The following is a 25,427-nucleotide window of genomic DNA, read 5'->3' on the forward strand; positions in this document are numbered from 1 at the left end:
GTGCTGGTGCCCGTCGAACATCGGGCACAATAAGGTGTGATCAGGGTCATCACGTGACCCCCAGTCTCCGGGGGCCGTTGCGTGTGTGACCGCACCGAAGGACAGTACGAATGGCAGCCGGACGTTGGAAACGTACCTCGTTCGGGGTGATGTTTACGCTGTACGCTACCGGCCTTCTGATCTGGCTGACGCTCGGTCTGCTACCAACACTGTCAGCGATTCTCCCGTCCGGCCGCCATGTTCTTGAATCAGTTGCCAAGCAGGGCGGTGCGCTTGGTATTGCGGCTGATCGGATCATGTCCGCGGATATGTCGATGTCGACGATGTCAATGTCGACCGCCGGGGTGCTAGTTCAATACGGCTTCAGCGCACTGAACTTCGGTCTTGGATTGATGCTGGCCGTTCGGCGGGCGGACGAACCGGTGCCGCGGCTGCTGGCCTTCGCATTGCTGGGCACCGCCGCTACCTTTAACCAGCCCAGTCACAGAGCCTTTTACATTACCGGCGGCCCGTGGCCGATCGCGATCACCCACTTCACCTTCCACATCGTCTCTGGCGTGAGCTACCTCTGGGCAGTCCTACTGTTTCCGGACGGAACCGCGCCGTCGCGCGTACAAATGTCGGCACGCGGCCAGCGGGTGGCCGCCGTAGCGGTCACCCTCGTGACCACAATGGTCTGCTGGCGGAGCAGTTTTCTGGCCCATCCGCAGTTTTTCGTGATCTTCTTCGGCATCCTGATTCCGGTCGTAGGAATCGGCGCCCAGGCCCTCCGGCTGGCCGATCCCGCAGCCGGTGTCGTTCCCCGCCGAGCCGCGCGCCTGCTGACCGCCGCGTTGCTGCCCGCTCTCGGCGTGGCGGTGACTTGGTTGGCAGCGCGAGCCGTTCGATGGGTCGGCGGATCAGCGGGCGAGGCTGCGGGACGGCTGGCCGTCAACCTGCAAGATCTGTTCCCGGCCGTCTTCGCCATCGTTCCCGTTGTGCTGTTCGCCGGCGTCGTCCGACATCGGCTGTGGGGCATCGACCGAGTGCTGAGCCGGGTGTTGGTATACGGCGCGATCGCGGCTGTGGTCAGCGCGGCGTACGTCGTGGCAGTAGCTTTCGGTGGCTGGGGTGCCGGTGGCGCTCTGTGGTTCTCGGTGCTGGTGCTCTCTGTAATGGCCGTTGCGATCGAACCGATACGCACTCGAGCCAGACGTTGGTCGAATCGAGTCGTGTTCGGCCAGGACCTCAACCCGAGCGAGGCGATACGAACGTTGATCAACGGCCTCGAACATCTTTCGCCGACCGCCGAATTGGACCAGCTGGTCGAGGTGACTGTCCGGGCGACCCGCGCACAGCGAGCTGACCTATGGCTGTTGGACGGCGGTGATCTCGTTTGTGCCGCGAGCACCGATGAGGAAGGGGCGCGCCGAGCCGGGCCGTACCTGCCGAATGCGAATGCCCTGCAGGCAGCACTGGGTGCCGGCAAGGTCTGGCCGGTGGAGTACCAGCACCAGCTCCTAGGCGTACTTGCGGTCTGGGTCGCCAACGATATTTCCCTTACCGCGTCAGACGAATCCCTGTTGGCCGAGGTCGCCGCGCACGCCCGCGTGCTCGTGAACAACGCGCTGCTGACGGTGCAACTGGCCCGGCAGGTTCAGAACCTTACAGCGCAAGCTCAGGAGCTGACCGATTCGCGACATAGAGTTGTGGCAGCGCAGGACGCCGAACGAAAACGCCTCGAACAGGATTTGCATGATGGCGCGCAACAGGCACTGGTCGCAACCACGGTCGGGCTTCGGATGGTGCGAACGTCCCGACTCGACCAAGCCGAGGTGATCACAGATCTCGAAGAACTATCGCAGGTCCTGGAAACAGCACGGAGCACATTGCTCGATCTCTGCGGCACGTCGGTACCCGCGGTTGTCGCCAGAGCCGGCCTTGCGGATGCCGTGAACGGTGCGGCCGAGCTGTCCCGCCGATCCGGCCTAGACGTGCGAGCTCAAATGGATGTGCCACCCGAGCTGGATTTGCAGGTTGCGGCGGCTGTGTACTTCTGTTGCGTCGAAGCCTTGCAAAACACCGCCAAGCATGCCCGCGCAAGCAACGTTCGTATCGACATCCAAAGTGGCGAAGGAGAACTGCGTTTCGCAATCAGCGACGACGGCATCGGGTTCAGTCAAACCGGTGCACTCGATTCTGTCGGTGGCCTGGCCAAACTGGTGGAACGGGTCGCCGTACTGGGCGGCTCGCTCGTCGTGGAGTCAGCGCCGGGCAGGGGTGCGCAGATCTTCGGGACGGTGCCGTGCCCCGGGGTGCGCGCGGTGCCGTCCACGACTGGTGAACGGGTCGGTGCACGATGAGATCCAATTTCAAGCGCGCCCGGATCATCATCGGCTGCCGACTTGTAGTTGCTGTGGTCGGGTATTCGTTGCTGGCGTTGGCGTGGCGACACCTGGTGGCGAGCCCGGCTCGGTGGCCGTTGTGGGTGGTGGTGACAGCCACTGTTCTGGTCGCAGGCCTGCTGTCTATCACTAATCGTCCGATCACGACCTTGGCCGATCGGCTCAGTTTCGGCGAGCGTGCGGACAGTCAAAAGCTGATGCGTGAACTACTCGCCCGGATGTCGGACACGCTGCCGGTGGGTGAGGTGGTGCCCCGGCTGGCTGAAGCCGCCGGACGCACGGCGCACAGCGACCGCGCCGAGGTGCGGGTCCGGCTGCCCGGTGGTGAGGAATGGTCACAGGTGTGGCCGTCGCCGGTCAGACCCCGTACGGACTCTCTCACGATCGGGGTCCGGCACGGCGGTGACGTGCTTGGTGAGATCGAGGTCGCGATGGACCGCGCCGAACAATCGGCCTTCGACCGAAGACTGCTGGAGGAGTTGGCTGGTCCGGCAGGGCTGGCGCTGTCCACGGTGCGGCTAACGTACGAGCTGAGACAGCGGGCGGCCGATCTCGAGCGACTCACACTGGAGTTGGAGCATTCACGCCAACGCCTTTTGGATGCACGTCGCGACGAGCGGCAGCGGCTGCAGCGCGAGCTGGCTGATCGAGTGATCCGACATATGGCGAATGCCTCGGATGCGTTGGCCAGAGTGCGTGCGGGCGCGGGCACTAAGTCTTGGCTCGAACTCTGCTCGGCAGAGACCGAATTGGGGACGGCACTCGATCGGCTGCGGGTTCTCTCGCGAGGCATCTATCCGCCCACGCTGAGCGAGTCCGGCCTTGCGGTGTCGCTGGCCTCCTGGCCGGTCAGCATGGGGGTCCCTGCCGCCATCCAGGTCGGCGGCGTAGATCAGCTGTTGCGGGACCGGCCTGAACTGGAAGCGTGTGTTTATTTCTGTGTGGTGACCGTGCTGGGCGCGCTCGCTGACCGGGGCGCCGACCGGCTTTCGGCGACGGTGCGCATCGATTCCGGCACTGTGAGTTTCCGCGTCAGCGCGAGCTGCCAAACGGAGATCAGCGCGGCCGAGGTGCTCGCAATCCGGGACCGCGTTGAGGCATTCGACGGTTCGCTGCTCGAAGTCCCCACCGGCTCCCCGCAGTCCGCCATCGCCGCGACTATCCCACTGGCGTTGACCGGTACCGGAGCTTCATCGGTTGGCAGGGCAGGTGAGCGATGGCGATCCGAGTAGTTTTGGCCGAAGACAGCTTCTTGGTTCGCGAGGGTGTCCGACGCGTGCTCGAGTCCAGCGACCAGGTAGAGGTCGTCGCCACCTGCGGTGACCTCGGCGAGACACTCGGGGCAATTGACGACCATCATCCAGACGTCGTACTCACCGACATTCGGATGCCACCGAACCGGAAGGACGAGGGAATCCAGATCGCCCGACATTGCCGCGCTGAACACTCCACAATCGGGGTGGTGCTGCTCAGCCAGTACGTCGAGCCGAGTTACGTTCGGGTGCTACTCGATCAGGGTACTGAAGGCCGCGGCTATCTCCTCAAGGAACATCTTGCCGACCTCGATGACCTGCTCGTGGCGATCACGGCAGTCGCGGGTGGCGGATCGGCGATCGATCCCAAAGTCGTACAGTCACTGGTTCAAGCCAGGGCATTGGACGATGACGAACGGATGGAGCGACTCAGTCCCCGGGAACGCCAAGTCCTCGCGTTGATCGCCGAAGGGCGAACGAACGCCGCGGTCGCACAGCAATTGGTACTCAGCCAGCACGCGGTGGAGAAGCATATTAACTCCATATTCTCAAAGCTGAATTTGAGCGGAGACCAAGAGCTCCACCCGCGCGTTCGTGCCACCCTGATGTACCTCGCGGGGGGACGCAGCTGACCTGACCAGATGTCTCGTGCCTGCGACCGACCGGCGACGAACTCGTTTACCGTGCGGAGCGAGTGTCCGCCGCCGGCGAGCCGCCGAACGACGGATGTTGTTGGTGGCCAACCGATGAGAGAAGTCGCCCTGAATGTCTTTGGGCACAGGCTGGACCGAAATTTCGGCGGCGCACGGCGCCACTTTGGTGTCAGCGCGGTCAGTTGGGTCGGTGGCGTCGGTGGCGTGGGTGGCCTTGGAGGGCCACCAGTTCGCCCTCCCGACCAATGCCGCCATGGCCGGCACCGTGACGGTGCGCACCACGAAGGTGTCGATCAAAAGGCCCATACCGACGATGAACCCGATTTGCGTCATGGTCGAGAGACTGCCGAACAGCAGGCCGAACATCGAGGCGGCGAAGATGATGCCGGCCGAGGTGATAACGCCGCCCGTCGAACGGACCGCACGGATGATGCCGGAGCGGATGCCGGAACCTGACTCTTCACGAATTCGCGTAATCAACAGCAGGTTGTAGTCCGCCCCGACGGCGACCAGCACGATGAATGCCATCGCCTGCACGTTCCAATAGATCGGCTGTCCGAGCACGAACTGGAAGAAAACAACTCCCAGGCCCACTGCCGACAGATACGAGATCACCACGGAGGCAATGAGATACAGGGGCGCCACGATCGCTCGGAGCAGGACGACGAGGATGAGGAAGACAACGAGAAGTGTCAGGACGACAATCAGTCGAACATCGTCGTGGAAATAGCTACGCATGGCGCTGTACGTAGCGGTGGTGCCGAGCACCGAAATCGACGCATCCGAGAGGGAGGTGTTCGGCTGCGCGCCGCGCGCCGTATCCAAAATCGATGTCACCTGGTTCATAGCGGCCGTGCTGAACGGGTCGAATTTCGTTTCAACGACGTAGCGCACCGAATGGCCGTCGGGCGAGATGAACATCTTCGCGGCGTTCTTGAAGTCGTCGGAGCTGAGCACTTGGGGCGGTATGTACATGCCCGCCATAGATTGTTGTGTGGCGTCGCGTTTCATCGACAGCAGCAAGTCGGCCGCGTGGTTCATTCCCAGGCCCATCTGCTTGGTCTGGTTGACGAGCGTCCGTACGCCCTCAGCCAGCCGTCGGCTGCCGTCGGCCAGCTGGTCGGCAACTGTCTGTATGCGCGCAATCTGCTGCCGCACGCCTGCAGTATTGGGAGCCGCTGCCCGCAGATTGCTGGCTGCAGTTGTCAATAGCGCGGTCAGATTCTGCACTGCCGCCTGCAGGCTCTGTACCGTCGGCTGCGAGGCCAATGTACGGTTGTTTCGCGCCTGGACGAGCTGAGCGATGTGGGAGCGGCACGCCGGGTCCGCGTTGCAAAGCGGATCGTTGTTCAACGTGTCCAGCATCGCACCCGCCGCGTCAGCGACACTGTTGTCGAGTGTCGAAACGGACCCATTCGCGAGCCCGCGTACGTTGTCCAGGAGGTTCGCCCCCGCGGCGAGCTGTTGCTGCACCTGGTTCAGCGTTGTGGTGAGTTGGGTCATCGGCCCGCTGGCGCTACGGATTTGGTCGCGAACCTGGGCGAGACTTGTTGCCAGTTGGTCCGCGCCATTGGTCAGCGCGTCGAGGTCGTTGGTTCTGTCGCTGATCTGTGTCGAGGCGTCTTGGAGCTTGGAGCCGACCGCTCCGGCTTGAAAGCTGAGCTTGGTTTGATCGAGCGGCTGGCCGGTGGGTCGCGTGATGCCGCGCACCGCAGCGATATTGGGCAGCTGAGATACGCGTTGCGCCATTTGATCCAGGTCGGCGAGGGCCCGCGATGTCCTCAGGTCGTGGGGCGAGTGGACGTAGATGTATTGTGGCAGCAGAGTACTCGTCGAAAAGTGGCGTTCCATCGCCGAAAAGCCGAGATTGCTCTCCGCCGATTGCGGTAATTGCAGGCGGTCGTTGAAGGTGGGCTGCAGAAAGGCCGCGCAGCCGGCCAGCGCGATCAACACCGACAGGCTAACCAGCAGATGCGCTTTGGGTCGGCGAACAATCTGAACGGCCGACCGCTGCCACAGCCGGCCGGTCAGCGGCGGCCGTGGCGTCACCCATCCGCGCCGACCGGCGAGCACGAGGATGGCGGGCAAAAGCGTAATGGCGGCAAGCAACGCGATCACGATCGAAACCGCAAGCGCCGGGCCCACACTCGTGAACGCGGGTAGTCGGGTGAAGACCATGCCGCAGAAGGCGACGGCGACCGTGGCCGCCGACGCCGCGATGACCTTGCCGATGGATCTCAATGCCTCCTGCACAGCCAGGTCGGAGTCCATGCCGAACCGAATGTACTCGTGGTAACGGCTGATCAAGAAGACGGCGTAATCGGTTCCGGCGCCTACGATCATGGCCGTCATCAACACGATCGTCAGCGCGGACACCCGGAGTCCGAGCTGCGTCAGCGCCGACACCGCCCCCTGGGCCGCCATCACCGAAATTCCGATGGTGATCAATGGCAGCAGCACGGTCATGGGACGGCGGTAAATCAGGAGCAAGATGATCAGCACCAACAATGCGGTGGCAATCTCGATCACGTGCATGTCGCGGGCGCTGACGATCGACGCGTCGCCGACAATGGCAGCCTGGCCGGTCACACCCGCGGTTAGGGCGGAGCTCGCGGTGGCTTGTTTGGCGATTTCCACGATCCGTTGGTAGGCCTGCGAGGACTGCGGGGAGCCGGCAGGCGCCCTGAGGTTCACCGCCAGGTAAAAGGCCTTGTTGTCAGGGCTGACCAGCACTGAACGCAGTGCAGGTGTGGCAGCGACGTCCTGCACGCCGGTTACGTCGTTGGTTTCCCCGCGCAACGTGGTGGCGAGCTTGCGGTAGACATCCTCATCGGCGGGTTGCAGACCCCGCTCGTCGGTGAGCACGACAATCACGATGTTCTGGGCGGATTCACCGAAATCCTTGGCCATCTGCTCGGCCGCCGCCATGGCTTTGGGCGGCAACGGCTGTAGTGTCTGGCCTTCGACCACCTTCGTCAACGGTGGGAAGGCCACGGTCAGCACGCCGACCACGGCTATCCAGGCCGCGATCATTAGCCATGGCGCCCGCACCACGAAGCGGCTCAGCACCGAAAACGCATCGATGCGTGTCGAGGTCTTGGGATCGGCGGATTCTGTCGACATCATGAAACCCTTCATTTGGTGTGTCGAGCGTGGGTAAGCAGGAGCGGCGGCTCAGGGCATGGCCAGCCGATCGTCGCCGTAAGCGAGAAGTCACTCAGCACGCTCGAAATATGCTGCTGCAACGTGTCATTCGAGTTGGGGCGGCCCGGCTGATACGCAGCGACTGATACGAAGACCTGTCCGTGCACTCTTCCCGAGAGCAATCCCAGCAATCCGCCGGTCTGCTGGATCGTCGCCTCGGTCGCCCCCGCGAAGAGAGACTTCATGGCGAAGTGGTCGGCATCGGTGCCGTCTGGCCGGTTGGCGGCCGGGTTGACCACACCGAGGTTGGATGATCCGCTGGTCGTCGCGCCGCCGAGGGCCACGCTTGCCATTCGCCTGATGAGCCATGGCGGCAACAGCGGGGCCAGCGGCAGCAGTGCCAATCGTTCGTCGGGGACCTCTTGACGGCGGATCAGCGCTTGCTTGATTGCGGCCCGGATCTCGCGCAGATCCGTTGTCGCAACTGCAGGGTCGACCACGATGTCGACGGCTGTGATGGCGTTGGCGCGGGTATCGCCGTCCGCACGCTCGTTAACGGGGATCGCCAAGGTGGCGAAGCCGTCCCCGGCGATCCGTCCCACTCGCTGAGCGAGGCCGGCCGCCAATCCCGCGAGTAGCGCGTTGCTGGTCCCCCCGAGTGAGTGTGCGCGGGCGTCCCACTCGTCGGCGTCTACGAAGATCGTTGCCTTTGCAAGAGCGACGCGTTCATTAGGTCCGACGACCGGTGAACGCAACGCGCCGGGTAGCGGGGTGCCGGATCCGGCATCGCCGAGATTAGACCTCGCGAATCGCGCGGCGGCGACGACGGCTCGGCCGATAGCGGCGACGTCGTCCGCGAATTGGCGGGTGTCCTCGCGCAGTGCTTGCCACCGCCGGCGTGACGCGGCAGCAGGCCACCCGATCGGGTCGCGGCGCCCGGTTGCCGCGTCCGTCAACGCCTCGCACAGCCCGACGCCGTCGATGAGGGTGTGTGAGATAACGAAGCTCACCCCTGTGCCGCCGTCGGTGAACGGCAGCACCGCGAGGTGCCATCCGGGTCCGTGCTCGGCATCGAGCGGGGTGTTGGCCTGCTCGCCCAGCCAGGCGTCGAATGCTTGGCGCGGGCGCGGCGTCGCGACGACCTCGAGGTCGGACTGACCGCTGGGCGAGACCCAGCGATGCCGGCCGAACGGCAAGGGTGAGCGCTCGACGCGGCGGGACAGCCGACCCCGCTGCAGATGCTGATGAAACTGCCCCAGACCATCGATGTCGATCGCGCGGTTGTACACCCAGACGCACTGCAGCAGGTTGGTGGCTCCGGTCGCTCGCTCGCCGAGAAACGCGCTCTGGTCGATCAGGTCGACTACGTTGGTCATTTTCCCAAGGTCCATTTCTGGTCTCTTGCCTACGCTGTCAGGTCATACCGCTCGGATGAAATCGCCTGCTCGACAACCACGTCCGCTGATCCTGGGCATGACCAGGCCGTGCTGGCGGTGAGCGAGAAGTCGCTCAGAGTGCTCGAAAGGTCCTGTCGCAGGCGGTCATTCGAGTTGGCGCGCCCGGGCTGATACGCCAGGACCGAAACAAAGACCTGTCCATGCGTTCTTCCCGACAGCAACACCAGCAACCCGCCCAGCCGGTGCATGACCGCCTTGGTCACACCCGGGCCGAGCGGCTTCATGACGAAGTGGTCGGCGCTTGTTCCGTCTGGCCGGTGGACAGCAGGTTCCACCGCACCGAGGTTGGATGAGACGACGCCGCTCGCACCGTTGGCGGAAACGCCGACGCATCGCCTGACCAGCCACTGCGGCAACAGAGGAGCGAGTTGCAACAATTTGAACCGTTCATTGGTCTGCTCGTGAGAGCGGATCAGCGCGTGCTTGGTGGCCGCCCGGATCTCGGTCAGGTCGGTCGCCGCGGGTGAGGGGTCGACCGTGAAGTCGACATTCGTGATGGCATTGGCGCGGGTATCGCCGGCGGTGCGCTCGCTGACGGGCAACGTCAAAGCGACCGAGCCGTCTGCGGCGATTCGCCCTACTCGCTGGGCGAGGAGGGCCGCCAATCCGGCGAGCAGGGTGTTGCTGGTGCCTCCGAGCGATTCTGCCCGGGCGTCCCACTCATCGGCATCGACGAAGATCGTCGCGGTTGGGAGATCGATCCGTTCGTCGGCCCGGCCGGACGGCGCTGGCGGCCGAGAAACCGGCGCCGCGGCTGATCCGGCACCGCCGCGGCGACGGTGGGCAAATCGCGTCGCGGCGACGATGGCACGGCCAATGCCGGGGATGTCGGCCGCGAATTGACGGGTGTCCTCCCCCACGGCGTGCCACCACCGGCGTGCCCCGGCAGCCGGCCAGCTGATCGGGTCGCGGCGCCCGATTGCCGCGTCCGCCAGTGCCTCGCACAGCCCGACGCCGTCGGTCAGGCAATGTGAGATGACGAAGCTCACGCCCGCGCCGCCGTCGGTGAACGGCAGCACGGCAAGATGCCATCCGGGTCCGTGCTCGGCATCGAGCGGGGTGTTGGCCTGCTCGCCCAGCCAGGCGTCGAATTCGTCGCGCGGGCGCGGCGTCGCGACGACCTCGAGGTCGGACTGACCGCTGGACGAGACCCAGCGATGGCGGCCGAACGGCAAGGGTGAGTGTTCGACGCGGCGGGATAACCGGCTGGCCGGCAGATGCCGATGGAACTGGTGCAGACCGTCGATGTCGACTGCGCGGCTGTATGTCCAGACGCACTGCAGCAGGTTGGTGGCTCCGGTGGCTCGCTCGCCGAGAAACACGGTCTGATCAAAAAGATCGAGTACGTTGCTCATTTCCAAGGTCCTGTCTTGTCCGTTGCCTACGCCGTCAGGTCGGCCAGCTCAATCGAATCCACTTGCACATCAACCGCATCCGCTGGTACGGGGCATGGCCAGCCTGTCGTGGCGGTGAGCGAGAAGTCGCACAGAACGCCTGAGAGGTCGCGCCACAGGCCGTCATTCGAGTTGGGACGGTCCGGTTGATACGCAAGGACCGAGACGAAAACCTGTCGGCCCACCCTTCCCGAGAGCAACGCCAAAACTCCGCCGGTGCGGTGCATTATCGCCTTGGTCACACCCGGGTAGAGAGACTTCATGGCGAAGGAGTCGGCGTCTGTGCCGTCTGGCCGGTGGGCGGCCGGGTCGACCGCACCGAGGTTAGATGACACGACGTTGGTCGTACCGCCGGTGGCCACGCCGACCAATCGCCTGACCACCCGCTGCGGCAGCACAGGAAGGAGGGGCAGCAGTGCCCATCGTTCGTCGGGCACCTCCCGGTGCCGGATCAGAGCTTGCTTGGTTGCGGCCCGGATCTCGCGCAGGTCCGTCGCCGCGTTCGCAGGGTCGACGGTGATGTCGACATTCGTGATGGCGTTGGCGCGGGTATCGTCGGCCGTGCGCTCGTTGACGGGTATCGACGGAGTCGCCATGCCGTCCGCGGTGACCCTTCCTACTTGCTGGGCAAGGCGGGCCGCCAATCCCGCGAGCAGGGTGTTGCTGGTCCCTCCGAGCGAGTGTGCACGGGTGTCCCACTCATCAGCATCGAGAAAAATCGTCGCCCTTGACAGAGTGACACGTTCGTCGGCTCCGGCGGCCGGCGCAGGTGGCGCGGTAGGTGGCGCCGCGGGAGATCCGGCACGCCCGCGATGGCGGTGGGCGAATTGTGCTGCGGCGACGACGGCGCGGCCGATGCCGGGGATGTCGCGCGCGGTTTGGCGGGCGTCCTCGTGCAGTGCTTGCCACTGCCGGCGTGACGCGGCAGCAGGCCAGTTGATCGGGTTTTGGCGCCCGGAAGCGGCTTCCGTCAACGCCTCGCACAGCCCGACGCCGTCGGTCAGGCAATGTGAGATGACCAAGCTCACCCCGGCGCCGCCGTCGGTGAACGGCAGCACCGCGAGATGCCATCCGGGTCCGTGCTCGGCATCCAGCGGGGTGTTGGCCTGCTCGCTGAGCCAAGAGTCGAATTCGTCGCGTGCGCTGGGCCTCTCGACGATCTCGAGGTCGGACAGACTGCTGGGCGAGACCCAGCGATGGCGGCCGAACGGCAAGGGTGAGCGTTCGATGCGACGAGATAACCGCCCCTGCCGGAGTTGGCGATGGAACCGCCGCACACCGTCGATGTCGATCGCATGGTTGTACACCCACACGCACTGCAACACGCAGGTGACTCCGGCCGCGCGCTCGAAGCTCAAGTAAGCCTGGTCGTACAGATCGAGTACGTTGCTCATTTTCGTAAGGTCCTTTTCGTGTCGCTTGGCTAGATGGTCGGGTCGCCTACTGCGCCCCCGCCGACTGGCTCAGAGCATGGCCAGCCCATGGTGGCGGTGAGCGAGAAGTCGCTCAGAACCCGCGAAACATGCTGTTGCAATTCGTCATTCGAGGTGAGACGACCCGGCTGATACGCGAGGATCGAGACGAAGACCTGCCTCTCCACGCATGCGGAGTGCACCACCATGAGTCCGCCGAGCTGCCGCGTCATCGTCTTGGTCAGGTCCGGGTAACGAGACAGCAGGGCAACGTGGTCGGCGTCTGTGCCGTCTGGCCGATTGACGGCCGGGGGGGCCGCACCGATGTTGGATGAGACAACCACGTTGGTCGCACCGCCGGTGGCCACGCCGACCATTCGCTTGATCATCCGCTGAGGCACCAGGGGAATGAGGGGCAGTAGTGTTTGCCGTTCGTCGGGCACCTCGCGGTGCCGGATCAGCGCTCGCTTGGTTGCGGCCCGGATCTCGCGCAGGTCCGTCGTGGCGGGTGCAGGGTCGACGGTGATGTCGACCATCGTGACGGCGTTGGCGCGGGTATCGTCGGCGGTTCGCTCGTTGACGGGTATCGCCAAGGCGACAGAGCCGTCTACGCCCACCCGTCCCACTCGTTGGGCCAGGCGGGCCGCCAATCCCGCGAGCAGCGTGTTGCTGGTCCCCCCGAGTGATTGCGCGCGGGCGTCCCACTCGTCGGCATCGAGAAAGAACGCTGCCGCTGGGAGCGTGACGAGTTCGTCGGCTCCGGCGATCGGCGCAGGCGCCGGGTTGGAGGCGCTGCCGTGGTGACGCCGAGCGGATCGTGCCGCGGCCGCTGCGGCGACCAGGGCTCGACGGATACCTGGGATATCGCGCGCGGTTTGGCGGGCGTCCTCGCGCAGGGCCCGCCACCGCGGGCGTGATCCGGCAGCGGGCAAGTTGATGGTGTGGTCATAGCCGCAAGCCGCTTCCACCAGCGCCAAGCACCCCCCGACACCGTCGGTGAGGCAATGCGTAACGACGAAGCTCACCCCGGCGCCGCCGTCGGTGAAGGGCAGCGTCGCGAGGTGCCATCCGGGTCCGTGCTCGGCATCCAGGCGGATGTTGGCCTGCTCGCCCAGCCAGGCGTCGAATTCCTCGCGGGGCCGAGGCGTCGCGATCTCGAGCTCGCGCTGATCGCGGGGCGCGACCCAGCGATGCCGGCCGAACGGCAAGGCTGAGCGTTCGATGCGACGAGCCAACCGCCCGTGCTGCAAGTGCTGATGGAACCGGCGCAGACCGTCGATGTCGACCGGGCGATTATACACCCAGACGCACTGACCGACTCCGGCCGCCTGCTCGAGGCGAAAGAAGGTCTGGTCGACCAAATCAAGTACGTTGCTCATCTTCTTAGGTCCTTTGTGTTAATTGGCTGGCTCAGGGCACGGCCAGCCGGTCGTGGCGGTGAGCGAGAATTCGCTCAGAACGCTCGAAATATGCTGTTGCAGTTCGTCGGTCGAGTTGGGACGGTCCGGCTGATACGCGACGACGGAGACGAAGACCCGGCCGTGGGCTTTTCCTGAGAGCAGGGACAGCAGCCCGCCGAGCTGGTGCATCATCGTCCTGGTCATGCGAGCACTCAGGGACCTCATGACGAAGCGGTCGGCCTCGGTGCCGTCTGGCCGGTTGACGGCCGGGTTGACCGCACCGATGTTGGATGAGCCCACGCTGGTCGCACTGTTGGTGGCCGCGCCGACCCATCGCTTGCCGAGCCGCTCCGGCACCAGGGGAACCAGGGGTAGCAGTGTCCACCGTTCGTCGGGCTCCTCCTGAGAGCGGATCAGCGCTTGCTTGATCGCACCCCGGATCTCGCTTAGGCCCGTCGTCGCGGGCGCAGGGTCGACCGTGAAGTCTGCATTCGTGATGGCGTTGGCGCGGGTGTCGCCAACGGTGCGCTGGTTGATGGCCATCGTCAGGGTGACTGAACCATCTGTGGCGACTCGTCCCACTCGCTGGGCGAGGCGGGCTGCCAGTGCCGCGAACAGCGTGTTGCTCGTCCCTCCGAGAGACTCTGCGCGGGCGTCCCACTTGTCAGCATCGACGAAGATCGTTGCCGTTGGGAACGTGACGCTTTCGTCGGCTCCGGCGGTCGGGGCAGGCGCCGGGCTGGCAGATTCGGCGCTGCCGTGGTGACGCCAGACGAATTGTGCGGCGGCGCCGGCGGCCCGGGCGATGCCGGGAATGTCGCTTACGGTTTGGCGGACGTCTTCGCGCAGGGCCCGCCACCGTGGACGGGATCCGGCAGCGGGCCAGGCGATCGGGTTGTCGTGGCCGCAAGCCGCGTCCGCCAACGCCTCGCACAACCCGACGGCGTCGGTGAGGCAATGTGAGGCGACCAAGCTGACCCCCCCGCCGCCGTCGGTGAAGGGAAGCGTCGCGAGGTGCCATCCGGGTCCATTCTCGGCATCCAAGGGGATGTTGGCCTGCTCGCCCAGCCAGCCATCGAATTCCCCACGCGGCCAAGGCTGCTCAATGATTTCGAGGTCGGACTCATCGCTGGCCGAGACCCAGCGATGGCGTCCGAACGGCAAGTGTGAGCGTTCGATGCGGCGGGATAACCGCCCCCGCTGCAGATGGTGATGAAACCGCCGCAGACCGTCGATGCCGACCGGGCGGTCATACACCCAGACACACTGAATCACGTTGGTGACTCCGGCCGCTCTCTCGACGCGAAAGAAGGTGTGGTCGACCAGATCGAGTACGTTGTTCATTTTCCCAAGATCCGTTTCTCGTCGCTGCCTAAGCTGTCAGGTCGTATATTTCGGACGAATTCGCTTGTTCTGCAAGGGCATCCACCCAGCCCGAGGTGTTCTTGACAGCGCGTGCGAACGCTTGGGTCAGCACTGCGATGTAGCGATGCACCGATCTATGCGCTTTCGCGTTATCCGGAAAGGAGATCGTCACCGTGGTTTTGTCGGCCTGTCGGTTGATCCACATGTTGATCCCGCCGTGCGAGAGGTTGTCGCCGTAGGTGCCGAAATTGGCCTGTTCAAACAGTGCGGCGACGGGTATTTTGCGGAAATCCAGGAAGGACACCATCATCGCCGGACGCGCGAGCTGCTTGATTCCCAGTTGATCCGGTGTCGCCAACTCCATTGCCCGGTCCATCGGCACGCGGGCAAGGTGCTTGGCTTCGTCGAATGATTTCTGCGCTGCCCGGGCCGCTTCGGCAAACGAGCCTTTGCCGATGGGCACGGTGACCGGAAACAGGCTGGCGAACCAACCCACAGTCATGGTGTCAATGCCCGATGTCCGAGTGTCGTACGGGGTGAATCCGCGATAGGTCTCCCTGCCGGTCAACGCGTGATCGGCCAGAGCTGCGCACGCCAGAACTCCGCCGCTGAACCGTGCACCGGCAGCACGGCAGGCGGTTTCGAAACACTCCGTCTCGGCGGCGTCCAACAACTCGACCGTCACAAAGTCGCCTTTGCCGCTGGCCCACTTGTCGCCGAGGGGCAGCGGGAAGCGCGGCCAGTCGCCGTCAGTGTCGCGCGCGAACTTCATCCAGTCCTTGATCTCCGCGGACGACGGGGTCAAGCTCGCCGCATGCTCGCGCTGGCGCACGGTGTAGTCGTGGTAGCTGCCGGCCGGCGGAAGCGTGGTGGGCCGCTGCCGATGCACGTCCTGCAGCAGGCATTGATACATCAGGTTGACGTCGAGGAAGATCAGGGCGGCGGACATGCCGTCGATGTGGAGATGGTCGACACTGGTGTAGAACGTGAAGTAGTCGGTGTGCTGCACGATACCGAATGTGAAGCAGTCCCACTCGAGCGTCTCCGGCGTCGTCGTCAAGGCGTGCGTGCGTATTTGTCGGGCGCTCATGTGTCCGAATTCCACAGGCACGAAGTCGATGACATCGGGGTTGTCGATCGTGCGTCGGACAATGACGTCGTTTTCGAATTCGAACCAATTGTGGTATGTGTCGTGACGACGGACATGCGTGGTGATTGCTGCCGTCATCGTCGCAATGTCACATACCCCGGGAATGTCCCACACCACGACCATTAGGCGGGGTTGCCGCCGGCCCATCGCCTTGCCTTCGTACGCGGTCCAGAGGTGTTGAGCCTGTTGATAACTCGGTGGTAGATCACTTCGCCACGCATTCCGAGCCGCTTCGCGTGCCGCGGGTGAGGCCGTCCAGGTGGTAACTGGACCGTTTGGCGGTTGCCATCGGTTGATGTGGCCCAATGCGACCATTTTCTCAATCCTTGTCTGTGCGAGGCCGACGTTGATCTACGCGGCGCGGGAGTGGCGGCACGACTGTCTGCGAATGACTTGTCGCGCTATCGAATTGGATGCGTCAGCGGTGACGCCCAGGCATCTAGCAGGCTTCCCGGGATGAGAGCGGTTGGCGCGAAATCGGTTTGGCGTGGTTGCACATGACACGGCGTCTCATTGCGCCTGTCCTGCCCCCACCGATGACGTCGACGATGGCGTTGCTGATTTCGTGCGGTGCCTCATCCAAGAGCATGTGGCTGGCGGCGGGCCGGTGCACCCGCACGGCCCCCGGGATACCGACGGCAAGGTCGTGGGCATGCGATGGCGGGGTGAGCCTGTCCGCGCCACCGCTGATGACCACTGTCGCGGCGGTGATGGAACTCAGAGTCTGATACTGGTCGTAGTCGCGTAAAGCGCGCAGAAAGCCGGCTTTCGTCGCAACCGGAGTGGCATTGATGGTCGCCACCGACATAGCCACGCGTACGTCCCAGCTCGCCGTACCGTATCCGCCAATTCTGACAAGGACCCCGCATGCCGGCCGGGCAAGGGCCCGGAAAGCGCGTTCTGCGGCGCGGGGCACATGCCGGGCCAGTTCATAGAGGACGTCTGTAGCGGGGGTAGCCAGAAGCCGGCCCAGGCCGCGCCCGGTGAGTTTGCCCGCCGCGGTGGCGACGAGGATAAGCCCATCGGGTTGGACCGGCCGCTGGTCGGCGGGTCGACCCAGGTAGGCCAGGGCCACCATGCCGCCCATGGAATGTCCGGCAAGGGTAAGCGGGCCTGCGACGCCGAGGGCTGCGAGCAGGTCGGCGAGATCGGCAGCGAGTCGATCGATGTGGTAGGTGTGCATCGGTGCAGCCGCAGAGTCGCCGTGGCCACGGTGGTCGTAGCTGATGATCCGGATGCTGTCGCCGTATTGATGGAGCAGGTGATCGATCGGGATGGTCCAGGAGCCTTTGGCCAAGCAGAGCCCGTGCAGCAGGACAACGGTATGGGCGGGATCGCGAGATCCGTACTCGCGCACTGACAATGACACGCCGTCGCTAGTTGTTACCGTCCGCGTGATGCCACCACTCTGAATTCTGGTGCGATCGCGGCGGTAGGTCAGTCTCATGAATGGGTGATGTTGTTGGGCCTGTTGAATCTGGCAGCCTGCCCAAGACAAGCGATCGCCGCCGTGTTCAGCGGCGGATGCGCTCCACGCATCGACCCCGGATTCGCGTGCATCGTGCAGCGCCGTTTCCGCCTCGTGGACGAGGCGCGCGGCTTCGTGTTCGGCGGATTCGTCCCCACCACCGTCGGTCGACGTCCATGCTGCGAGACTGGTCATTTCTTGCCCTCCTGCGAGATCCCCGGGACGTGGCGTCACCGTGTCAAGAACAGATTGGGCCGAAGCAGTCTCGATCACGATCCGGCAGGCATGCCAATTTGACTGGTGGTGCTGGCACCCCTACGCGGGCCGAGATGACAGCGTCAGGTGATCGCCTACGATTCCGAAGGGAATACCTTCCGGGCGGAAGCGTCGCAGACAGGAATTCCGGCAACCCAGTGCCCGTGTGGCGCGCGCCGGGTCCGGGGGTCACCGGCAAGGGCACGCCGGCCTGGATCATCTACGATGCGCAGGTATGACGGAGATCGTGCACGCGCGGTGACTTCATCAATCCTGCCTTTATGGCGCTGTCACGGCCAGGCTTCCAGCCGCCATCGAAGAATTCTTGTGCGCGAACGGGATTGCCCGCGCCATTGGTGAACACAAAGCCCGGCAAGGTGATGTCGATGACGTCCAGGGCGACGGGCGGCAGGCTGATAGTGCGTATAGATTTCTTAGTCTTCGGTGGACCGATCTCTGGCCGGTAATCACCGGAGTACTTCCAGGCCTTATTGATTCGACAGGTCTTGGCATCGAAGTCGATGTCAGCCGAGGTTAGCGCGGTAGCTTCCGAGAACCGCATGCCAGTAGTTACCAACCAGGTGGCCAGATTCTTCCAGCGTTCGCGCTCGATGTGGTCACGCACAAGGCGAAACTCGTCCGGGGTGAGAAACACCGTCTCCTCCACCCGGGTGTGTGGCAAGCGGCGACCCTGGCACGGGTTGGACGACAGCACTCCAGCCCTTACCGCGGTGTTCAAGGCGCCCGACAGAAACCCGTGCTTGTTGGCGATGGTCTTTCCGCTGCCACCGAGCTGCTTGACCCAGCGCGCGATCGTCGTCTCCGTCACCGCAGTTACCGGCATCGAGCCGAACACCCGGGTCGATATCGCGCACGACGTAGGTGCGGTAACGCCCGAGAGTCGCCGGCTGCACGCCGGTGAGGTTGTCGATGTGGGTGTAGAGCCACTCGGTGACCGACGGGACGTGACGCCCAATCTCGTCGAGCTCGATGATGCGCAGCGCCTCGTCGGAGCCGTGGTCTTGCAGCAGTGTCTTGAATCGTTCTGCTGCAGGCAGGTTCTCGAAGGTCAGCGAGCGCTGGCGGCCGTCCTGGCGCCACAGCACGCGATAGGTGTTTCCTAAACGGTTTTTTGGGCGTGGACGCTTGCCACAGCCCTCGATGTTACGTGATCTGTTGCGTCGATCCCGACGCAACTTTAAAAAGCCCATCTGAACTGCCCAAACTCAGTGGAGCTAAGGGGAATCGAACCCCTGACCTACTCGATGCGAACGAGTCGCGCTACCAACTGCGCCATAGCCCCTTGTACCGGATGCACAGGCTACCAGTACCGGTCTGCCACTGGAAAACCGAGCTACTGACCTGACGCCCGCGGCAGGTCATATGCCTGCGCCATGCTCGCGTATTCGAGGTGCTCGAAAGTCGGGTCCTCGTCGTCGATGTCCAGGACGACGGCACCCGGGCGGCGCAGCCGGGACGGGACGACGTCGAATTCCTCGTCCTGAGTGTTCTCCACGCCATGCCGCGAGCGCATCATCCGCTGAGCCCGACGGCGCCGCAGTTGCTCTTCGATCCGGGTCTGACGCCGAAGGTAGGCCAGGTACAGCACGGTCATTATGACAACCCCGCCGCACACCCACCACATGGTGGGCGTAAGCGAGAAGGCGGCGATGCCGGTGAACAGGATGGCCAAACCCATGGTGGACAGCATTCGGCTGCGGAACCGGTACTTGCGTTCGGCGGCAGCGATCGCGGCCTTGGACTCGTAGCGGTGCCGGCGCGTATCGGCCATCGACTCGGCCGTCTCGGGCTCGGCCTCCGCCGCTGCCTCCACGCCCGATGTGTCATCGACGTACTCGTAGTCGTACTCGGTGCCGTCCTCGGTTTCCTGCGAGGCTTCCGCTTCGGGAGCGGCCTCGGGAGCTTCCGTGGCGGCCTCGTCCGCAATTGCCTCGGTGGCGGCCTCGTCAACAAATGTTGACGGCTCCGGATCGAACTGTTCCGAGCCAGCCTCGTGCGCAACCGGCGCTTCTGGAACCGCCGCTTCCGCAACCGTGTCGTCGGCCAAGGGCTCCGGCGCGAAGTCCGCTTCCGCGATGGTCCGGATCGCCGCCGTCGGCGTGGCCACCGCGTCGAAAAGCGTTGGCTGACGGTCGGTTTCCGCGTCTGCAACACGACCCGCAACCTCAGCATCCGAGTCATCCACGTCCGAAACACCCGAGGAGCCGACCGGCAACGCACCGGAATCCATCTCGACAACCTCGACGTCGAGATATTTGGACTCCGCAACCACCTCGACCGGCTCAACAAGCACCACCGATCGTGGTGAGTCAGCTTCCGGGTCAGCCACCGGAATCGAGTCCGTCATCGCCTCACTCCGGGCGTAGTCGTGCTCGAATTCGGCGAGGTCGTCGTCCCGGCGCCAGTTGGGGTCGCTGTAGTGACCGGCAGCCGGGCCACTGCGGCGCCGCAGGCGGTTACCGCCGGTGTTCAACACTCGCGTTGCCAGCGCCACATCGCTCGTACGGCGGACGTTGTCGCGCTTGCTGATCAACATCGGTACAAGCACAAACAGCCACAACACAACGAGGGAGATCCACAGCAGGGACTGGGGGATGCTTGGCATGGTGCCGGCTCCTTTCCCCTCCAGATTAGGTCCGTGACCAGCGCATCCGAAGCCGACGCGCCAAGGTCAATTACACACCTGTAATTCATCACTTACAAGCACATCAGTCACACATGTCACATCTGCAACACGGACTCACTGCGATTTCGGCGCGGTATGTCACGCTGACCGTGACGGAAGGCGCCCAAATCGCTCAGACCCAGGCCGCGCGACCGTTCCTCACCAGAGCCGATGTCGCCGATGTGGCCATCTCCTCGATGGTCATGGCCACCAGTAGGTGGTCCCGCCACGCCCCGTCGACCTCCAGATAACGACGCAGCAGACCCTCTTCGCGAAAGCCCACGTGCGCCAATACGGCCCGACTCGCCCCATTCTCCGGGCGCACCGTCGCTTCGATCCGATGCAACCCCACCGGGCCGAATCCGTGGTCAACCCCGAGTGCCAAGGCGGCCGTCGCAATGCCACCGCCGTTGAACCTGCTGGCCACCCAATACCCGATCCAGGCCGACCGCAGCGCGCCATGCGTCACGTTGCCAATGGTCAACTGCCCGCAGAAGTTACCGTCGACCTCGATCACATAAGGCAGCATCCGCCCCTTACGCGCCTCGGCCCGTAGTCCGGAGCACAGCGACGGCCACGCTGAAACCGAGTGGCGCGCAGGCCAATCCATTTCACCAGCGGGTTCCCAGGGCTCCAGGTGGGATCGGTCGGCCAACCGGATCCGGCTCCACACCGCGCCGTCGCGCAGTCGCACCGGACGCAGTCGGACCACCCCGGCACGCACGCGAACCCGCCCAACCGACATCGGCCAACCCGGGTGCAAGGCACTCGAACGCAGCAGGTTCACGGCTCAGCCGCGCTGTGCAAGAAACGCGACATCGACCATCTCGCCGGTGCGAATCTGCTCGGCCTCCGACGGCACCATGACCAGGCAGTTCGCCTCGGCCAAGGTCGCCAACAGGTGCGATGCGCCCGGCGCTCCGCCAAGCGCTTGCACCAGATACTCGCCGGTGTCCTGGTCGCGCAAAAGCTGTCCGCGCAGAAAACCCTTGCGGCCCACCACCGATGAGATCGGTGACAGTGTGCGAGCCGGCACCACGCGCCGCATGGGCTGCCGCTTGCCCAATGACATCCGGATCAATGGCCGCACCATCACCTCGAATACCACCAATGCGCTGACCGGGTTGGCCGGCAGCAGAAACACCGGAACTCCGTCACGACCCAACTGGCCGAAACCCTGCACCGAGCCAGGATGCATCGCGATCCGGGCAACTTCCATCTCTCCCAGCTCGGACAGCACGGTTCGCACGCTCTCGGCCGCAGCCCCACCGACCGCACCGGCGATCACCACGATCTCGGCCCGGTTCAGCTGGCCTTCCACTACGTCACGCAGCGTCTTCGGGTCGGTGTCCACAATGCCGACGCGGTTCACCTCGGCGCCGGCGTCACGCCCCGCGGCGGCCAACGCATATGAGTTGACGTCGTACACCTGCCCATTGCCGGGAGTACGCGAGATGTCGACCAGTTCACCGCCAACAGAGATCACCGACAGTCGTGGCTGCGGATGCGCCAGCACCCGCTCGCGGCCCACCGCCGCCAGCAGCCCGACCTGCGCCGGGCCGATGATGGTCCCGGCCCGCACCGCGACATCCCCGGGTTGCACGTCATCGCCGGTGCGGCGGACATAGGCCCCGGAGCGCACACCACGCAAGACCCGGACCCGTGAGTCGCCACCGTCGGTCCAGCGCAGCGGGAGGACCGCATCGGCCAGCGTCGGCATCGGCGCACCGGTCTGCACCCGCGCTGCCTGGCGCGGCTGCAACCGGGTCGGGGTGCGCTCGCCGGCAGCTATCGCCGAGACGACCGGCAGGCTGATGGTGCTGGTGCCATCCGCATCCGCACCGAGCACATCGACGCTGCGCACCGCATAGCCGTCGATGGCGGCCTGATCAAAACCGGGCAATGGCCGCTCGGTAACCACCTCTTCGGCACACATCAGGCCCTGCGCTTCGGCAATCGCCACCCGCACCGGCCTGGGCGCTACCGCCGCAGCCGCAACCCGAGCCTGCTGCTCCTCAACCGAACGCACAGCTCGCCTTTCTGCATTATCCAGGCCGACGATACCGTCCACCCGGCTGCTACTCAGCGCTCGGCAAGACCCAATCGCTCGACCAACCACTGCCGCAATTCCGGGCCGTAGTCGTCACGTTCCAACGCAAAGTCAACCGCAGCCTTGAGGTAGCCGCCGGGATTTCCCAGGTCGTGTCGGGTGCCTCGGTGCACCACCACGTGCACCGGGTGGCCTTCTGCGATCAGCAGAGCGATGGCATCGGTCAGCTGGACTTCACCGCCGACCCCACGCTCGACCCGTCGCAACGCATCGAAGATCGCCCGGTCCAGGATGTAGCGGCCTGCCGCGGCGTACGGCGACGGTGCCTCTTCGGCCTTGGGCTTTTCCACCATGCCCTTGACCCGCAACACATCTGGGTTCAGGGCGTTGGCGACCTTCTCGACGTCGAACACGCCGTAGGCACTGATCTTGTGCGTGGGCACTTCGATGGCGCACAGCACGCTGCCGCCACGCCGAGCCCGGACCTTCGACATGGTCTCCAGCACGCCGGTCGGCAACACCAGGTCATCCGGCAGCAGCACCGCGATCGCGTCGTCACCAGGCGACAGCACCGACTCGACGCAGCCCACCGCATGCCCCAGTCCGAGCGGCTCGTCCTGCACCACCGACTCGACCTTGATCAGGCCGGGTGCCCGCCGCACCTTCTCCAACATCCCTAATTTGCCCCGGGCCTTGAGCTCGCCTTCAAGGATGAGGTCCTCGACAAAGTGCGCGACGACGCCATCCTTGCCCTCCGAGGTGATGATCACCAGTCGCTCTGCGCCTGCGTCTGCGGCTTCAGCGGCGACCAGCTCAATACCCGGGGTATCAACGACCGGCAACAGCTCCTTGGGCACAGTCTTGGTGGCGGGCAAAAAACGCGTGCCCAGACCGGCTGCCGGGACCACCGCAGTGCGCGGCATCGGCACGTGAGCCTGTGTCGTCATTGCTCACACGATAATGGCAATCGGCGGGGCACTTGCTGCCAAGGGGCAAATTAGGAGCAGACGCATCCAGCGAACTAACGACATCGACGGTTCAGGGTCGGTAGGTCGTACAGATGAGAACATGGACAAAGTGATGGCACGGTGCGCTACATGATGTCGGACGAGTCAAAACACGAGGTACGCAAGGCAATTCTGGCCAAGCGTCGCGCACTGTCGGTGGAGCAGCGGCAGCAGGCCGAAGAAGCGCTGGTCAACCATATTTCACAATTGCCGCAAATTGGCGGCACCATGTGTGCGTACGTACCGGTTGGCAGCGAGCCCGGGTCGCCGGCCATGCTTGATGTGCTGGTGGACCGCGGAGCGCGGGTTCTGCTACCGGTGACCACGCCCGAGGCGCCGTTGAGTTGGGGCGAATACCGCGCGGGCCAGCTGGTACCAGCCGCTTTCGGACTTCAGGAACCCGTCGGCCGGCGACTGCCTCCGGAGGCCATCGCCGAGGCCGGCGTCGTGCTGGTTCCCGCGCTGGCGGTCGATCGAACAGGCGTCCGGCTTGGGCGCGGCGCGGGTTTCTACGACCGATCGCTGCCTTTGGCTGCCCCCGACATCATGCTGGTGGCGGTCATTTACGACGACGAACTGCTACCGCAACTACCGGCCGAGCCGCACGACGTCCCGATGACACATGCCCTGGCCCCGGGGTCGGGGCTGGTCAGGCTGGCTACTCGTCGGGAATGACGAGCCCCACATAGCGGTTCTAGCACTTGAGACGATAGAGTGCTAAAAAGTTTGACCATCTTCGGAGGTTTACGTGCCGACCTATTCCTACGCGTGTACCGAGTGCGACAACCGGTTCGACGCGGTGCAGGCTTTCAGCGATGACGCGCTGACCACGTGCCCACAGTGCAACGGTCGGCTGCGCAAACTGTTCGGCTCGGTCGGCGTTGTGTTCAAAGGCAGCGGCTTCTACCGCACCGACAGCCGCGACTCGAAGAGTTCGAGCACCGCAGCTGCGCCGGCCAAGAGCGAGTCGTCGAGTTCCTCGAGCTCCTCGTCTGATTCGTCGTCAAGCTCCAGTAGCTCGAGCGCACCGGCTCCCGCCGCCGCTGCCGCATCCAGCTGAGTTATCCACAGGCCGGGTGTCGCCGGGCCTGTTTTTTACGCGCGTCATGCCTACCGTTGCCCCATGGAGGATTCACTTGACGCGCCGTTAATCGGTCGGTTCTTACACAAGCTGCGGCCTGACTGGACGCGCACGGCGACTGCCCGACGAGTGGCCGCGGGCGCACTGGTGGTGCTCGCCGCGGTACTCGCCTTCCGCCCTCAACCATCCGATGGCCGGGTCGCCGTGGTGATCGCCAAACACGACCTGACTCCGGGCATTGAACTTGCAGTTGACGATATTTTTCTCGAATCACGTTCTGCAACAAGCGTTCCCGATGGATCGGTGACCGACATCCAGAAGGCCGTCGGGGCCCGGCTGACCGGCCCGGCGCGCCGCGGCGAAGTGATCACAGACCTGCGCCTGCTCGGCTCCCGGTTGGCGCAATCCGCGACCGGACCTGACGCCCGCATTGTTCCGTTGCATCTGGCCGACGCCGCCTTACCCGATCTGCTGCGGCCCGGGGATGTGGTCGATGTACTGGCAGGCCCCGAGAATTCTGCGGTGGTGCAGCGAGACGCCGGGCCTGAGGTGATCGCCACCGACGCCGCGGTGATCCTGGTCTCCGAACGCGCCAAAGCCCTCGGGGCTGGCACCGATCGCATCGTTCTGGTGGCACTGCCCCGCATGAGTGCCACCGCCGTTGCCGGCGCCTCGCTGCACCGCCAGATCACCGTGACACTGCACTGATGCGTCTGACAAACCAGCAAATATCGATTCCGTTACCGGTGCGCATCTGTTGCAATCATCAGATATCTGAGTCCTGCGCACGACGACGGTGCGTCCTACCGTTCCATGGGTAACAGGTCAACTCGTATGGAGGAACTCATGCTCAAGGGCTTCAAGGAATTTCTCGCTCAAGGAAACATCGTCGACCTTGCCGTAGCAGTCGTCATCGGCGGCGCGTTCACCACCTTGGTCACCGCCTTTACCAACGGTGTGGTGAAACCATTGATCACCAGCATCGGCGCCGGCGGCAAGCATGCCTACGGCGTGCTGAAGATCCCGCTGCCCGGCAAGGACAACTTCATGGATCTGAACGATGTGTTGAGCGGTGCCATCAACTTCGCCTTGGTCGCTGCGGTGGTGTATTTCGTGATCGTGCTGCCCTACAGCAAGTTTCGCGCCGTCAAGGAAGACGCGGTAAAGGCAGAGATCAAGCTGCTCACCGAGATTCGTGATCTGCTCGACAACAAGGAACCGGTCGACGACACCGTCGACAACAAGTGATCTGACCGCAAAAAAACGGC

21 protein-coding genes and 1 tRNA gene are annotated in these 25,427 nt (G+C 64.5%); 7 read left to right on the forward strand and 15 right to left on the reverse strand.

Annotation, left to right across the window (positions count from 1 at the left end; all coding sequences use genetic code 11):
* Nucleotides 1-110 precede the first annotated feature (110 nt).
* Genes M2432_RS15780 through M2432_RS15790 form a run of 3 tightly spaced genes read left to right on the forward strand, consistent with a single transcriptional unit; the run spans nt 111 to nt 4,269 of the window.
* Nucleotides 111-2,342: an ATP-binding protein gene (locus M2432_RS15780; protein ID WP_280827765.1), complete on the forward strand. Its 2,232-nt coding sequence runs from the start codon at nt 111-113 to the stop codon at nt 2,340-2,342.
* The gene (locus M2432_RS15785) at nt 2,339-3,616 is read left to right on the forward strand and encodes a hypothetical protein (protein WP_280827766.1); all 1,278 of its coding nucleotides are present in this window, start codon (nt 2,339-2,341) and stop codon (nt 3,614-3,616) included. The genes M2432_RS15780 and M2432_RS15785 overlap by 4 nt, the downstream gene beginning before the upstream one ends.
* Entirely contained in the window at nt 3,601-4,269 is a 669-nt protein-coding gene (locus tag M2432_RS15790) for a response regulator transcription factor (RefSeq protein ID WP_280827767.1), read from the forward strand. The genes M2432_RS15785 and M2432_RS15790 overlap by 16 nt, the downstream gene beginning before the upstream one ends.
* Here the strand turns inward: M2432_RS15790 and M2432_RS15795 are convergent.
* The 15 genes from M2432_RS15795 to M2432_RS15865 all read right to left on the reverse strand — a co-directional run bounded on the left by M2432_RS15795 (nt 4,186) and on the right by M2432_RS15865 (nt 22,994).
* Nucleotides 4,186-7,416: an RND family transporter gene (locus tag M2432_RS15795; protein WP_280827768.1), complete on the reverse strand. Its 3,231-nt coding sequence runs from the start codon at nt 7,414-7,416 to the stop codon at nt 4,186-4,188. The genes M2432_RS15790 and M2432_RS15795 overlap by 84 nt on opposite strands.
* An 8-nt stretch (nt 7,417-7,424) precedes the next feature.
* A complete protein-coding gene (locus M2432_RS15800; protein ID WP_280827769.1) occupies nt 7,425-8,810 on the reverse strand; it encodes a hypothetical protein in 1,386 nt (461 codons plus the stop codon).
* Between the two features lie 29 nt (nt 8,811-8,839).
* On the reverse strand, nt 8,840-10,246 hold the full coding sequence (locus M2432_RS15805) for a wax ester/triacylglycerol synthase domain-containing protein (protein ID WP_280827770.1): 1,407 nt from the start codon (nt 10,244-10,246) through the stop codon (nt 8,840-8,842).
* 26 nt (nt 10,247-10,272) lie between these two features.
* Complete coding sequence (locus M2432_RS15810) at nt 10,273-11,679, reverse strand: wax ester/triacylglycerol synthase domain-containing protein (protein WP_280827771.1); 1,407 nt, start codon at nt 11,677-11,679, stop codon at nt 10,273-10,275.
* 29 nt (nt 11,680-11,708) lie between these two features.
* Nucleotides 11,709-13,076 carry a hypothetical protein gene (locus M2432_RS15815; protein ID WP_280827772.1) on the reverse strand — a complete coding sequence of 456 codons (1,368 nt, stop codon included), beginning with the start codon at nt 13,074-13,076 and terminating at the stop codon, nt 11,709-11,711.
* An 18-nt stretch (nt 13,077-13,094) separates the two neighbouring features.
* The gene (locus M2432_RS15820; protein ID WP_280827773.1) at nt 13,095-14,441 is read right to left on the reverse strand and encodes a hypothetical protein; all 1,347 of its coding nucleotides are present in this window, start codon (nt 14,439-14,441) and stop codon (nt 13,095-13,097) included.
* A gap of 28 nt (nt 14,442-14,469) precedes the next feature.
* Entirely contained in the window at nt 14,470-15,927 is a 1,458-nt protein-coding gene (locus M2432_RS15825; RefSeq protein WP_280827774.1) for a condensation domain-containing protein, read from the reverse strand.
* Nucleotides 15,928-16,051: 124 nt separating this feature from the next.
* Nucleotides 16,052-17,275, reverse strand: coding sequence for an alpha/beta hydrolase (locus M2432_RS15830; protein ID WP_280827775.1), 1,224 nt, complete (start codon nt 17,273-17,275; stop codon nt 16,052-16,054).
* 280 nt (nt 17,276-17,555) lie between these two features.
* Nucleotides 17,556-17,990, reverse strand: coding sequence for a site-specific integrase (locus tag M2432_RS15835; protein ID WP_280827776.1), 435 nt, complete (start codon nt 17,988-17,990; stop codon nt 17,556-17,558).
* The gene (locus M2432_RS15840) at nt 17,953-18,441 is read right to left on the reverse strand and encodes a hypothetical protein (protein WP_280827777.1); all 489 of its coding nucleotides are present in this window, start codon (nt 18,439-18,441) and stop codon (nt 17,953-17,955) included. Before M2432_RS15840 ends, M2432_RS15835 begins: the two co-directional genes overlap by 38 nt.
* Nucleotides 18,442-18,565: 124 nt before the next feature.
* Nucleotides 18,566-18,638, reverse strand: a tRNA-Ala gene (locus M2432_RS15845).
* Nucleotides 18,639-18,689: 51 nt separating this feature from the next.
* Complete coding sequence (glpR, locus tag M2432_RS15850) at nt 18,690-19,961, reverse strand: gephyrin-like molybdotransferase receptor GlpR (RefSeq protein ID WP_280827778.1); 1,272 nt, start codon at nt 19,959-19,961, stop codon at nt 18,690-18,692.
* 193 nt (nt 19,962-20,154) lie between these two features.
* Nucleotides 20,155-20,808: a GNAT family protein gene (locus M2432_RS15855; protein ID WP_280827779.1), complete on the reverse strand. Its 654-nt coding sequence runs from the start codon at nt 20,806-20,808 to the stop codon at nt 20,155-20,157.
* A 3-nt stretch (nt 20,809-20,811) separates the two neighbouring features.
* On the reverse strand, nt 20,812-22,050 hold the full coding sequence (gene glp / locus M2432_RS15860) for a gephyrin-like molybdotransferase Glp (RefSeq protein WP_280827780.1): 1,239 nt from the start codon (nt 22,048-22,050) through the stop codon (nt 20,812-20,814).
* A 53-nt stretch (nt 22,051-22,103) separates the two neighbouring features.
* A complete protein-coding gene (locus tag M2432_RS15865; protein WP_280827920.1) occupies nt 22,104-22,994 on the reverse strand; it encodes a UTP--glucose-1-phosphate uridylyltransferase in 891 nt (296 codons plus the stop codon).
* A 177-nt stretch (nt 22,995-23,171) separates the two neighbouring features.
* On the opposite strand from M2432_RS15865, the gene M2432_RS15870 reads away from it, so the two are divergent.
* The 4 genes from M2432_RS15870 (at nt 23,172) to mscL (ending at nt 25,407) form a co-directional block, all read left to right on the forward strand.
* The gene (locus M2432_RS15870; RefSeq protein WP_280827921.1) at nt 23,172-23,753 is read left to right on the forward strand and encodes a 5-formyltetrahydrofolate cyclo-ligase; all 582 of its coding nucleotides are present in this window, start codon (nt 23,172-23,174) and stop codon (nt 23,751-23,753) included.
* 73 nt (nt 23,754-23,826) lie between these two features.
* Nucleotides 23,827-24,138 (forward strand): FmdB family zinc ribbon protein, encoded by a 312-nt coding sequence (locus M2432_RS15875; protein WP_280827781.1) that lies wholly within the window; start codon nt 23,827-23,829, stop codon nt 24,136-24,138.
* 63 nt (nt 24,139-24,201) lie between these two features.
* Nucleotides 24,202-24,867, forward strand: a complete 666-nt coding sequence (locus M2432_RS15880) for an SAF domain-containing protein (RefSeq protein ID WP_280827782.1) — start codon at nt 24,202-24,204, stop codon at nt 24,865-24,867.
* A 138-nt stretch (nt 24,868-25,005) separates the two neighbouring features.
* Nucleotides 25,006-25,407 carry a large-conductance mechanosensitive channel protein MscL gene (gene mscL, locus M2432_RS15885; protein ID WP_280827922.1) on the forward strand — a complete coding sequence of 134 codons (402 nt, stop codon included), beginning with the start codon at nt 25,006-25,008 and terminating at the stop codon, nt 25,405-25,407.
* The last annotated feature ends 20 nt before the right edge of the window (nt 25,408-25,427 follow it).

The organism is Mycobacterium sp. OTB74 (genome assembly GCF_029892685.1).
In the GTDB taxonomy this organism is placed as follows: Bacteria; Actinomycetota; Actinomycetes; order Mycobacteriales; family Mycobacteriaceae; genus Mycobacterium.